The sequence below is a fragment of the Pseudogulbenkiania subflava DSM 22618 genome (assembly GCF_900177275.1).
In the GTDB taxonomy this organism is placed as follows: Bacteria; Pseudomonadota; Gammaproteobacteria; order Burkholderiales; family Chromobacteriaceae; genus Pseudogulbenkiania; species Pseudogulbenkiania subflava.
Genome location: NZ_FXAG01000017.1, coordinates 23,070 through 35,081, shown reverse-complemented (window position 1 = coordinate 35,081; position 12,012 = coordinate 23,070). Strand labels below are relative to the sequence as shown.

General features: G+C 59.4%; 12 protein-coding genes and 2 pseudogenes. 11 read left to right on the top strand and 3 right to left on the bottom strand.

Annotation, left to right across the window (positions count from 1 at the left end; all coding sequences use genetic code 11):
- The first annotated feature begins 186 nt into the window (after positions 1 to 186).
- The 7 genes from B9N72_RS14645 (at position 187) to B9N72_RS21100 (ending at position 6,009) form a co-directional block, all read left to right on the top strand.
- Positions 187 to 1,236, top strand: coding sequence for an ABC transporter substrate-binding protein (locus B9N72_RS14645; protein ID WP_085277046.1), 1,050 nt, complete (start codon positions 187 to 189; stop codon positions 1,234 to 1,236).
- A 7-nt stretch (positions 1,237 to 1,243) separates the two neighbouring features.
- On the top strand, positions 1,244 to 2,053 hold the full coding sequence (locus B9N72_RS14640) for an alkaline phosphatase family protein (protein WP_085277045.1): 810 nt from the start codon (positions 1,244 to 1,246) through the stop codon (positions 2,051 to 2,053).
- On the top strand, positions 2,050 to 2,940 hold the full coding sequence (locus B9N72_RS14635) for an ABC transporter permease (RefSeq protein WP_085277044.1): 891 nt from the start codon (positions 2,050 to 2,052) through the stop codon (positions 2,938 to 2,940). The genes B9N72_RS14640 and B9N72_RS14635 overlap by 4 nt, the downstream gene beginning before the upstream one ends.
- Positions 2,930 to 3,706 carry an ABC transporter permease gene (locus tag B9N72_RS14630; RefSeq protein WP_085277043.1) on the top strand — a complete coding sequence of 259 codons (777 nt, stop codon included), beginning with the start codon at positions 2,930 to 2,932 and terminating at the stop codon, positions 3,704 to 3,706. The genes B9N72_RS14635 and B9N72_RS14630 overlap by 11 nt, the downstream gene beginning before the upstream one ends.
- 12 nt (positions 3,707 to 3,718) lie before the next feature.
- Positions 3,719 to 4,735, top strand: a complete 1,017-nt coding sequence (locus tag B9N72_RS14625; protein ID WP_085277042.1) for an ABC transporter ATP-binding protein — start codon at positions 3,719 to 3,721, stop codon at positions 4,733 to 4,735.
- Entirely contained in the window at positions 4,735 to 5,403 is a 669-nt protein-coding gene (locus B9N72_RS14620; protein ID WP_085277041.1) for an HAD family hydrolase, read from the top strand. Before B9N72_RS14625 ends, B9N72_RS14620 begins: the two co-directional genes overlap by 1 nt.
- Positions 5,404 to 5,838: 435 nt before the next feature.
- Positions 5,839 to 6,009 carry a hypothetical protein gene (locus B9N72_RS21100; protein ID WP_159453044.1) on the top strand — a complete coding sequence of 57 codons (171 nt, stop codon included), beginning with the start codon at positions 5,839 to 5,841 and terminating at the stop codon, positions 6,007 to 6,009.
- 395 nt (positions 6,010 to 6,404) lie between these two features.
- On the opposite strand, the gene B9N72_RS14610 is transcribed toward B9N72_RS21100, so the two are convergent.
- Positions 6,405 to 6,827, bottom strand: a complete 423-nt coding sequence (locus tag B9N72_RS14610; RefSeq protein WP_085277039.1) for an SRPBCC family protein — start codon at positions 6,825 to 6,827, stop codon at positions 6,405 to 6,407.
- 23 nt (positions 6,828 to 6,850) lie between these two features.
- Complete coding sequence (locus B9N72_RS14605) at positions 6,851 to 7,870, bottom strand: aldo/keto reductase (protein WP_085277038.1); 1,020 nt, start codon at positions 7,868 to 7,870, stop codon at positions 6,851 to 6,853.
- Positions 7,871 to 7,975: 105 nt separating this feature from the next.
- Here B9N72_RS14605 and B9N72_RS14600 point away from each other — a divergent pair, with 105 nt between their 5' ends.
- The 3 genes and pseudogenes from B9N72_RS14600 to B9N72_RS14590 all read left to right on the top strand — a co-directional run.
- A complete protein-coding gene (locus tag B9N72_RS14600; RefSeq protein WP_085277037.1) occupies positions 7,976 to 8,896 on the top strand; it encodes a LysR family transcriptional regulator in 921 nt (306 codons plus the stop codon).
- A gap of 108 nt (positions 8,897 to 9,004) precedes the next feature.
- A pseudogene (locus tag B9N72_RS14595) lies at positions 9,005 to 9,169 on the top strand (integrase core domain-containing protein); the annotation flags it as partial.
- Between the two features lie 142 nt (positions 9,170 to 9,311).
- A pseudogene (locus tag B9N72_RS14590) lies at positions 9,312 to 9,503 on the top strand (Tn3 family transposase); the annotation flags it as partial.
- Positions 9,504 to 9,543: 40 nt separating this feature from the next.
- Here B9N72_RS14590 and B9N72_RS14585 read toward each other — a convergent pair.
- Positions 9,544 to 10,506, bottom strand: coding sequence for a LysR family transcriptional regulator (locus B9N72_RS14585; RefSeq protein ID WP_085277035.1), 963 nt, complete (start codon positions 10,504 to 10,506; stop codon positions 9,544 to 9,546).
- A gap of 173 nt (positions 10,507 to 10,679) precedes the next feature.
- Between B9N72_RS14585 and B9N72_RS14580 the strand changes: the two genes are divergently transcribed.
- Complete coding sequence (locus B9N72_RS14580) at positions 10,680 to 12,008, top strand: CitMHS family transporter (RefSeq protein ID WP_085277034.1); 1,329 nt, start codon at positions 10,680 to 10,682, stop codon at positions 12,006 to 12,008.
- Positions 12,009 to 12,012: the final 4 nt, after the last annotated feature.

The following is a 12,012-nucleotide window of genomic DNA, read 5'->3' as shown; positions in this document are numbered from 1 at the left end:
TCTTTTTAGCAGTCCCTCGTTACAGTGAGATGAACCTCATAAAATCGGAATTCCACGCCGTTTTCGCGCACTCAATTCTGCAAAGCAATCAAAAATACACGGCACTGCAACATTTCGACCATGAGATTGCCATATTGCCTCCCTACTATCGGCTCTGTTTTTTGACTAGTCCAGATGGAGAGAAGCATGAACAAACTGATGGCGGGCATCATTGCTGGAGCCCTGAGTTTTTCCATGACGCAGGTCTTTGCCCAAGACTTGAACAACTTGATCAGCGCAGCCAAGAAAGAAGGCGCTATTAATAGTCTGGGCATGCCAGACAACTGGGCCAACTGGAAAGGTACCTGGAGCCAACTGTCGCAGAAGTATGGCTTGCAGCATCAGGACACCGATATGAGCTCGGCCCCGGAGATTGCCAAGTTCGATGCGGAAAAGGCTGACGCGACGGCGGACATCGGTGACGTAGGCCACGCATTTGGCCCGATCGCAGTGCAAAAAGGGGTTACGCAGCCGTACAAGCCTTCTACCTGGGACCAGATTCCGGCCTGGGCCAAGGACAAAGACGGCAATTGGGCTCTGGCCTATACCGGCACCATCGCCTTTATCATCAACAACAAGCTGGTGAAGGATCAGCCTAAATCCTGGGCCGATCTGCTCAAGGGCAAGTACAAGATCACGCTAGGCGACGTGGGCACCGCATCCCAATCCAACAGCGGCGTACTGTCTGCTGCCTTTGCCATGGGCGGGGATGAAAAGAACCTCAAACCAGCGCTGGATTTCTTCGGCAAGCTCGCCAAGCAAGGCCGTCTGTCGCTAAACGATGTGAGCATCGCCAACCTGGAAAAAGGCGAAATTGAAGTGGGCGTACTGTGGGACTTCAACGCGCTCAGCTACCGTGATCACATCGACCGCACCCGCTTCAGCGTTGTGATTCCGCAGGATGGGTCGGTGGTCTCCGGTTACACCACCATCATCAACAAATACGCCAAGCACCCGAACGCCGCCAAGCTGGCGCGTGAGTACATTTTCAGTGACGAAGGCCAGATCAACCTGGCACGTGGTTATGCCCGCCCGATTCGCGCGTCGGTGAAGATCCCGGCGGACGTGCAGGCCAAGCTGCTGCCGGCATCGCAGTACCGTGCCGCCAAGCCGATCCGTGACTTTGCCGCGTGGGAAGTGTCCACCAAGCAATTGCCGCGTCAGTGGCAAGAGCAAGTCATGGTCAACGTTCAGTGAGGCCGTGATGCATAGCAAGGTCATTCTGATAGTGATCGATGGCCTGGCGTGGCAGGTAGCCCATGATGGCATGGGCTACCTGCAAGGGTTGCGTGAGGCTGGCCGAGCCAGCCTCTACCGCCTGGAGTGCGCCTTGCCTTCGCTGTCGCGCCCGCTGTATGAATGTATCCTGACCGGCGTTGTGCCGGTGGAGAGCGGCATCGTACACAACGGTGTGGTACGCCTCTCCAACCAGGACAGCATTTTCAGCCTGGCGCGCCAGACCGGCCGCAAGACTGCCGCCGCGGCATATCACTGGATCAGCGAGCTTTACAACCGCGCGCCGTATGATGCGGTGCGCGACCGCTTTACCGACGATGACGCGTTGCCGATCCAGCACGGCATCTTCTACCACTGCGACGATTACCCGGACGATCACCTGCTGCTGGATGCCGAGTCGCTGCGGCGCCGGTATGACCCGGACTTTCTGTTGATCCACCCGATGAACGTGGATGACGCCGGTCACCGCTACGGCCTGGATAGCCCGCAATACCGCAATGCCGGGCGCCGCTTCGACAGCGCGTTGTCCAGCTATCTGCCACATTGGCTGGCCGAAGGCTACCAGGTGATGGTAACCAGCGATCACGGCATGAACAATGACCGCACCCACGGTGGGCTGCTGCCCGATGAGCGCCAGGTACCTCTGTTTCTGCTGGGCAACCGCTTCCGCCACTGTCCCGAGATACCGGTGCGGCAAACCGAGCTATGCGGCATCGTGGCCGACTTGCTGGGGCTGACCCACCACAAGCCGCGCAATCCGGAGTTGTTTGCTTCATGAAAACCACCCTCTCTTCTCCGCTCTCAGTACCCGTCGGCGTAACGACGGCCAGAGCGCCGCGCCTGCGTTATTGGCGGGCAGCGCTGTTACTGACGCCCATGTTTGCGATGCTGCTACTGTTTTGCCTGGCTCCGATGGGCTGGGTTGTCATCCACAGCCTCCAGTCGGATGACGGCCTCACCCTGGGGCACTTCAAGGAAATCCTGGGCTCGCCGTTTTATCTGCAGGCCTTCGACAACAGCCTGCGAATCTCGCTCTACTCCAGTGTGATTGGGTTGTTGGTTACCCTGGCCGGCGCGGCCTCGTTGCGCCGGGTGGAAAGCCGCTTAAAAAACGCGGTGGTCGCCTTCATCAACATGACCAGCAATCTGTCCGGGGTGCCGCTGGCGTTCGCCTTCATCATCATCGTCGGCACCAACGGCGCGCTCACCCTGCTGTTCCGGCAGTGGGGCTGGCTGGACGACTTCCATCTCTATTCACGTAGTGGGCTGATTCTGCTTTACACCTACTTTCAGCTGCCACTCGGGCTGTTGCTGCTCTATCCGGCGCTTGATGCGTTGGATGACCACTGGCAGGAAGCCGCATCGCTACTGGGAGCGAACCACTGGGCTTACTGGCGGCACGTGGGCCTGCCGGTGCTGGCCCCGGCGCTGCTGGGCACTTTCATCCTGCTGTTTGCCAATGCGATGGGCGCCTATGCCACGGCCTTTGCCCTGACGGCAGGCAATTTCAACCTCGTCACGGTGCGCATTGCCAGTCTGGTTTCCGGCAACGTCTACCTGGAGCCGAATATGGCTGCGGCGCTATCGGTATTGCTGGTGGCGCTGCTTGCCCTGGTCACGGCGATGAATCAGTGGCTACTCAAGAGGAGCTACCATGCGCGCTGATCGCTATCATCATTTGGTGGTGACCCTGTTGATCCTGCTGCTGGCCGTCCCGATCGTAGCCACGCTGCTCTATTCACTCGCCCAGCGCTGGGAAGCCACCATCCTGCCCGAAGGCATCACGCTGTCGTGGTACTGGCAGCTGTGGCAAGACTCGCGATTCCTCACCGCATTTGGCCATTCCTTGCTGGTGTGTGTAGGAACGCTGCTGCTAAGCACCATCATCATCGTTCCAGCGGTGTTCGTGGTGTTCTATCGGTTCCCGTCGCTGGATCGGTGGATGAACATTCTCATCCTGCTGCCGTTTGCAATGCCGCCGGTGGTGGCGTCGGTGGGGCTGCTGCAGTTGTTCGCTGGCGGGCCGCTGCCGTTGGTGGGCACGCCATGGATTCTGGTGGGGTGCTACTTCACCATTGCCCTGCCCTTTATGTACCGCTCGCTCGCCAACAGCCTGCAGGCGCTCAATGTGCGCGATCTAATGGATGCCGCCTATTTGTTGGGTGCCAGTACGCCGCGCGCCTTTCTGAATGTGATTCTGCCGAATCTGCGTAAGGGGTTGATGGCGTCGCTGTTTCTGTCGTTTTCCTTCCTGCTGGGCGAGTTCGTGTTCGCCAATATCCTGGTGGGTTCGCGCTATGAAACCCTGCAGGTTTACCTCTACAGCATGCGTGCCACCAGCGGCCATTTCACCAGTGCCGTGGTGACGAGTTATTTCCTGTTCACCCTGGTTCTGACCTGGTTTGCCACCCGGTTTGGCCGGCAGGACTAAATAGGATGCCTTATGTTTTACGTTGAAGTTTCAGGTCTTACCAAACGTTACGACGCCACCACTGTATTCGAAGACATTCAGCTTGGCCTCAAAAAGGGCGAGTTCGCGACCCTGCTCGGCCCGAGTGGCTGCGGCAAATCCACCCTGCTGCGCTGCCTGGCGGGGTTGACTGCGGCGGACCACGGCCAGATTCGGGTCGAAGGGCAAGACATTACCCACCTCGCCCCGCAAAAACGCGGCATCGGCATGGTGTTCCAGAGCTATGCGCTGTTCCCTAACATGACGGTGGCCGAGAACATTGCCTTCGGCCTGAAGATGCAGCGGCGCCAGCCCGAGGAAATGGTCCGCCGTGTGACCGAGGCGATCCGCTTGGTCGAACTATCCAACAAGGAGCACCACTATCCACACGAGTTGTCGGGCGGCCAGCGCCAGCGTGTGGCACTTGCGCGGGCTTTGGTGGTGGAGCCACGCATTCTGCTACTGGATGAGCCACTGTCGGCGCTCGACGCCCGTATTCGCCGTAGCCTGCGCGAGGAAATCCGTGATATCCAGAGCCGGCTGGGCCTGACCACGGTGTTTGTCACGCATGATCAGGAAGAAGCGCTCACGCTGTCAGACCGGATTTTCGTGATGAACCAGGGCCGTATCGTGCAAGAGGGCTCCGCCGAGACCGTGTATACCCAGCCAGCCACAGAATTTGTGGCGCGCTTCATGGGCAGCTACAACCTGCTGGCCCCGGCCGAGGCCAAGCGGTTGCTGGGCCTTGAGTTGAAGGGACACTTGGCGATTCGCCCGGAATCCATTCACCTGAGCGAACCTGGGCATAGCTACCCGGCCCATTTGGGTGTGCCATTGACTGCGACCATCCGTCAGCACCAATTGCTCGGCAACATCATTCGATATCACGTAGAAGCTCAAGGAACGACCTTGTTGATCGACCACCTTAATCGCAGCGCCGATGACCTGCTGCCTTCGGGCGCCCAAATAGCGCTCTTGATCGACCGTCAACAAATGCGCGAGGTGCACTAATGGCGCTGGCTATTTTTGACCTGGACGACACGCTGGTTGATGGTGACAGCTCCAGCCTGTGGCTGAACTACCAGGTTGCCCATGGGCTGGCCCCGGCCGACATGCTGCCGCATGAGACCGAATTGTTGCGCGCCTACTATGCCGGCCAGCTGGCCATGGAGGAATACATGGACTACACACTCATGCCCTTGCGCGGCCTAGCCCATGGCGAGGTGAAAAAGTGGGTCGATCGGTTCATCGAGGAAGTGATCATGCCGCGCATCTTTCCGCAGGCACTGCATCAGATCGAGCTGCATCGCCGGCGTGGCGACCGCCTGCTGGTCATCTCGGCAACCGGCGAGCACTTGGTCAGCCCTATCGCCGAGCGCCTGGGGGTGAGCGACGCTATCGGAATTCTGCTGGAAATGAAAGAAGGTGCCTACACCGGTAAAACCCATGGCGTACTGAGTTATCGGGAAGGCAAGATCACCAGATTGCGTGCATGGTTGGAGCAGCAAGGGGAAACGTTGGCTGGCAGCCATGGCTACAGCGACTCGCTCAACGACATTCCACTGCTGGAGGCCGTACAGTACCCGCACGCGGTGAACCCGGATGCTACCCTACAGGCGGAAGCCCAACGCCAAGGATGGACCGAACTCGCTTGGCGGCGTGAGCCGCTATCAGCGTAAGGCAAAATGCATCAAGAAGAGCTCAGCCCGCATTCCAGAAAGTTTGAACTTGGTGGAATGCGTGGTTTGGCTTAAGAATATGGATATCGCCAAGCCTTCAAATCGGCAGGAAAAGACACTGCAATATCACTACCGATGACCGCTTCTGCCCGATTCTGTTGAAAAACTCGGTCAACTGCTGCCGGACACCACAAGCCACGCGAAATCCTGGTAAATCTGACTATTAAATGAACAAAACCGCATCAATTTGCTGAAATTTTAAGCAAATTGAGCCACAATGGAAACGCTCGAGCCGTGCGCAACGCGTTGCTCGCCTGTGCGGACCAGTACGACAAGCATTCGGGCATGCTCATCGAACAGGTGTTTCTCCCCGCACTCCGCTATCTATCTGCAGCACAGGACTTCAGTTGGCTTCGCATGCCCTCGGTGACGTAGATGAACAGGTCCATCATAGAAGCGCTTGACGAACAACAAGCTGAAGTTGTGCTTGAGGCGCTACTCCCATATCCGGACCTCGAATACGCCTCCGAAGACATCGCGGCGTTCATCGCCAAGCGGTGGCCAGGGCGGGTTATCGATTTTTGCGCCGGCAAGCCTTCAAGTTGACGGGTCAGGCACCAGCGGACTACGACGCAGTCCCCTTCAGTGTTCACTGGCTTCGAACCACGCTTGCTGCTGCACCTGACCTCATGCTTGAGGGTGCGCAGCGGTGGTTCGACGCGGGTCCGCGGCACTTCCCCTTTGATGGCGGAAGGCGGCTGGCATCTGTGTTTCCGGACCTAGCCAATGGCCTCAGCGAGCGGCTGGCCCAGCTCATTGCCGATGGGAACGAACACGACCTTGCCTTCGCGCTCGCCGCCCTTTCAACCTATGAAGGCAAGGAGGTTGACCAGATGCCTCCATGGCTTGGCCAGCATAAACAAAAGCCCGTCGACCAAAGGGCACGGGCTACAGGCAAGTTGCGTTGGCCCTAGCCAACGCGAGCTCAGGCCGGTGGGCAGTTAGACACTGTTTTTCATTGTTGCGGCCAGTGCGCTCAGGCCGTCGCGGTAGATGCCTTCGAACAGGTTGGAGGCCTCTTCGTTGCTGACGCCGTTGGGCGTGAATTCACCGGACCACTCGACCCGGGCAGACTGGTCTCCGTCGACGCCAACCACGCGCAATGTGGAGCGGTAGCCGGTGACCGGGAACGGAGCCTGGAGGATCGAGTACGTATAGCTGCGCGCGGTGTTGTCGAAGGCCTCGAGGCGCTCAACGATGGCATCGCCGTCGGGATTGAGGAGGCTGCGCACGCGGCCGCCTTCGCTCAGAACACTCTTGGGGATATACGGCAGCCAGTCGGGCAGCGAATCGAAGCCGCCAATCAGTTGCCAGACTCGGTCAGGCGTCGCTGCCAAGGTAATCGTTGCAGATGCTTGTGCCATGATGGATTCCTCTTAATTCGATATCAAACGTTGTCGACAGGCAGCGGCGCATTCGCGGCCACTAAGTGCTGCTCTCGCAGGTCACGCCAGAAGTCAGCCGGGATGACTTCCTTGCGCGCCGCGGCGTCTTCTGCAATCCGCTCCGGTCGGCTTGCGCCCGGGATCACGGCGGCGACGGCAGGATTGGCCAGTACGAATTGCAGAGCCGCAGCCTTGATGCTTACGCCATGGCGTTGTGCAGTGCTCTTCATCTGCTCGACCTTGGCGATGATTTCGGGCGGGGCTTTCTGGTATTCAAAGTGAGCACCACCGGCCAGGATGCCCGAGCTGTACGGACCGCCAACCACGATCTCGGCGTTTCGCTCGATCGCCTTCGGCATCAGGCGCTGTAGAGCGCGCTCATGGTCGAGCAGCGAGTAGCGGCCCGCCAGCAGAAAGCCGTCGGCCTGGGCTTCGGCCAGATCCAGCGTCAGCTCGATGGGCTCGACCTTGTTGACGCCCAGGCCCCAGGCCTTGATGACCCCTTCTTCACGCAGGCGGGTCAGCACTCGGAACGCACCCTTGCGAGCAGTTTCGAAGTAGGACAGCCATTCGTCGCCATAGAAATCCTGTGCAATGTCATGCACCCACACGATGTCGAGACGATCGGTCTTCAGGCGCTTGAGGCTGTCTTCGATCGAGCGCAGCGTGGCGTCGGCCGAGTAGTCATTGACCATCTTGTTGGCCCGCCCGTGCTCGAACAGGCCGCCTTTCTCACCCAGGTCGCGGGCGCTGGCGTCTTCCAGCTCATCCAGGATCAGGCGACCCACCTTGGTGCTGAGCACGTACTCGTCGCGCTTATGGCGTGACAGGGCGTCGCCGAGGCGGATTTCAGACAGGCCGGCGCCATAGAAAGGCGCGGAGTCGAAGTAGCGCACGCCGTGATCCCAGGCGGCGTCCACAGTGGCCTGGGCCTCAGCTTCAGGGATGTTGCGGAACATGTTGCCCAGGGGGGCTGTACCGAAACCGAGAACGCTGCCTGCCAGTTTGTCTTTGAGACTCATAGTCACTCCATGTATCAAAAGTGTTGAAAGTGAAGGCAGTTTAGAATTGCCAGTTAAGTCTGTCTAAGACATAATTTGCCAAACTTAAGTCTCATGAGGTCTTAATTGCTAGATATTCGCCAACTCCAATACTTCGTCGCCGTTGCCGAGGAAGAGCACGTCGGGCGCGCTGCTGAGCGCCTCCATATCTCACAGTCGCCACTGAGCCGACAGATTGCACAGCTCGAAGAAAAGTTGGGGCTGGTGCTTTTCGAGCGATCACAGCAACGGATCCGGTTGACGCGTGACGGCCGCACCTTCCTGGCCGAGACGCGCGCGTTGCTCACGCACGCCAACCGACTCGAGTCGCTGGGGCGAAGGCTTGGCCGAGGCGACGAAGGCGGGCTCTGTATTGGCTACCTGGAGTACGCCATGCACTCCGGTGTGCTGCCCAATGCGTTGCGCGAGCTCAGGGAAGGCCGCCCAGCCGTGCATATCGCGCTGTACAACCAGCAGTCGGATGTCCAGTTGGAAGGATTGCGCCAGCGCAGCCTGGACATCGCTCTGGTCTGCGAGCCGCCCCAGCCGGATGACCCCGATCTTGAGGCTGCGCAGGTCCTCAACGATCCGATGCTTCTGGCCGTGCCCAAAGGACACCCGCTCGCAGAAAAACAAGTCATCGAGCCGGCCGATCTTGCGGAGCAAAGGTGGATTGGTGTGAAGCACAAGGAAAGTGCTCTGCGGCACGACACGCTGATCGCTGCCTGTGCGAAAGCAGGCTTCATCCCAACGATCTCGATGGAGGCGACAGAGCCGCTCGCGGCCCTCGGTCTTGTCGCCGCAGGGCTTGGCGTGACGACGGTCCAGCAGAGCCTTCGCCACCAGACGCCCGAGGGCGTCATGCTCCGGGAACTGTCCTGGCTGACCTATCGCACACCGCTATGGGCAGCCTGGCACAAAATCAATCTGAGGCCCTTGGTCGAAGAGTTCCGCAAGACACTGGTCAGGTCGAGCAGTGAATCGCATGGGAGTGCAACTACGTCGTGAAGTTTGCGTTGGGCTTGGTCGCCGCCCGAGGGCTGCTATGTGAGTGCCAAGCTTCGTCAACGATGGGTCGGAAGGCGTTGCCCGAACCAACCACATCGATGGCAGCCTTCCATAAAGCGGGATTACGTGGCGCACATGCCGAAACCGGATGCCGCAACCGCCTTGCAAAACCTGGGCATCGCCTTCGAGCACTACAACGAGCATCACCCGCACAGTGCGCTGAAATACCGTTCCCCACGGGAGTTCAGGCGGCTGGCGGCAACATCAAGCTAAGGGTGGTTTGGTGTCCTGAGATACAGGGGCAAATCCAACTTGTGAAATGAGAGGCCTCGTATCAGTGCAAAATGCTGTGCGATTTTCCAGCCTTTGGAAGCCAAGATGGGGAACGGTCGACCGCCACAGGAAACCGATGGCGGCGGCGATGATGGAAGGCGTGCTGCGTCACTACGCCGACATGGGGATCGAGCGCCAGTACAGGGACTGCCATGGCCAGAGCGAAGTGGCGTTCGCCTTCAGCCCCATCCTGGGCTTCGACCTGCTGTCGCGCCCGAAGGCGGCCGCCCGGCAGAAGCAGTACCAGCCAGCGACGGCCGACGCAGAGCGCTACGGCACTTAGCTACATGTCCTGAGCAGAGTCGCGGATTGCCCTACGTAGGCTTTGGCACTCTGCCGGGGCGAGGAGACACTTCCTCCCCGGCGGCAGTAGTGAAGTGCGCCACCGGCACCTTAGCCGCTTCCTTCAAGACCTCGATGAAGCGTTCGGCCGCCGGTGACAGTGACCGATCTCGCTTGCGGATGATGCCGATCTTGCGTGTGAGCCCGGCCGTCTGGATGGCCGCCATGCCTATGCCCTCGCAGGCGGCGGCATGCACAGCGGATTCCGGAAGGATGGAGACGCCCAGCCCCGCACGCACCAGGCTTACTGCCGTCGACATGTAGTTTGCTTCGCAGGCCAGGGTGATCTCCAGATCCTCTTTTTCGAGAGCACGGTCGACGAGAGTGCGGACGCTGGTCCCCCTGGCCGTCAGGATCAGGGGATAGGCAATCACGTCGCGCAGCACCGGCAGCGGACGCTTGGCAAGCGGATGGTCTTCCGGAAAGAACACGCAGAGCTGGTCGGAGAGAAAATCGACCACCTCGATGTCCCGGTCGGGCACCAGCCGGCTACCGATACCGAAATCCACTTCTTCGGCCTTGACGAGTTGAAGGGTCCGCTCGGCAACCACATCGCTGACATGCACCGCTATATCCGGATAGTCCGCCGCAAAGCGGCGAATCGCCATTGGCAACAGCCCCGCCGCCACTGAGGGCAAGGTGGCGACGGAGACGGAGCCGCGCCTCAGATTGGCCAAATCCTGACTGGCGCTCATCACCGATTCCAGATCGGTGAGCACCTGGGCAAGGGATGGAAGCAGATCTCGCCCGACCTGGGTGAGTACCACCTGCCGCTTATTGCGATCGAACAGGCGGACCCTCAGCGACTCCTCCAGTTGGCGAATCTGCACCGTGAGAGCGGGCTGGGAAACGTGCAATTCAGATGCCGCCCGCGTAAAACTGCCGAGGCGAGCGACGGCGAGAAATGCCCGAATATGTCTGATTCCCTGAAGCATAACAAATACAAATTACTGTGATCCGATAAATTCAATTTACTAATAATTAAGGTTTTTTACAATGAGAATCACACAGAGGTAAGGGTCAGAGCAGAACACGTAGGAGCGTTTCGCTTTTGGCACCGACCCGCATCGAATCGCGACAGCCGTCGCAAACCGCTGGAGGAGAAACTATGCTTGCCCTACTTGGCTTGGCCACCATTGTCGTGCTGCTAATGGCCATCATGTCTAACAAGATGTCACCGTTGGTGGCGCTCATTGCAGTCCCTATCATCGCCGCCCTTATCGGCGGTTTCGGATTGGGCACAAGTAAATTCATCGTCGACGGCATCAAGTCGATCGCGCCGGTCGCCAGCATGTTCGTCTTCGCCATACTCTTCTTTGGCATCGTCACCGATGCGGGATTGATGGATCCCATCATCGACCGCATCCTGCGTGTGGTTGGGACCCACCCGCCACGGATCGTTGTTGGATCGGCGCTGCTGGCCTTGCTGATCCATCTCGACGGTTCTGGTGCGGTGTGTTTCCTCATCACCATCCCGGCGATGCTGCCGCTCTACGAACGCCTCGGCTTGGACAAACGGATCCTGGCCTGCGTCGTCTCCATGGCCGCCGGTGTCAATTTCCTGCCTTGGACCGGGCCGATGATTCGCTCTGCGGCTGCCCTCAAGGTACCGGCCACCGAAATTTTCAATCCATTGATCATTGTGCAGGCCATCGGACTGGTCTTCGTCTTCACCACCGCTTATCTGCTGGGCAAACGCGAGGAACGTCGCCTCAACCTGCACGGATTACGCTCGGTGGGGGCAAAGGTGGTCACGACGAATCCAGCCGACGGCGTGTCCCCTCGCACGCAGACAGATGACGAGCGTGGAATGCGTCGCCCACAGCTGTTCTGGGTCAACCTCGGCCTCACCTTGATTGTAATGGGGGTGATGATCTTCGGCATCGTCGATCCGGTTGTCATGTTCATGATTGGCACCGTGCTAGCCCTGATGATCAACTACCCTGACGTCAAGATGCAGAAGGCCCGCGTAGACGCCCATGCCAAGGCGGCGCTGATGATGGCGGGTATCCTGCTGGCCGCCGGCGCCTTCACCGGGATCATGACCGGCACCAAAATGCTGGCGGCGATGGCCCAGTCCGCCGTCGCCCTCGTCCCACCGGCCATGGCCCAGCACATCCCCGTTGTGTTGGCCACCATCTCGATGCCGCTTTCCATGCTGTTCGATCCGGACTCCTTCTATTTCGGCGTCATGCCAGTAGTCGCAGAGGTGTACAAGAACTTCGGCGGGAACCCTATCCAGATCGCCCAAGCCGCAGTACTCGGTCAGATGACCACTGGCTTCCCGGTGAGCCCGCTGACCCCCGCCACCTTCCTCATTGTCGGCCTGACCGGCATCGGGCTCGGCGAGCACCAGAAGTTCACCATTCCCTTCCTTTTCGCAGCCTCCCTAATCATGACTATCTCAGCGGTTGCCCTGGGCGTCTTCCCGCTTTGATGGA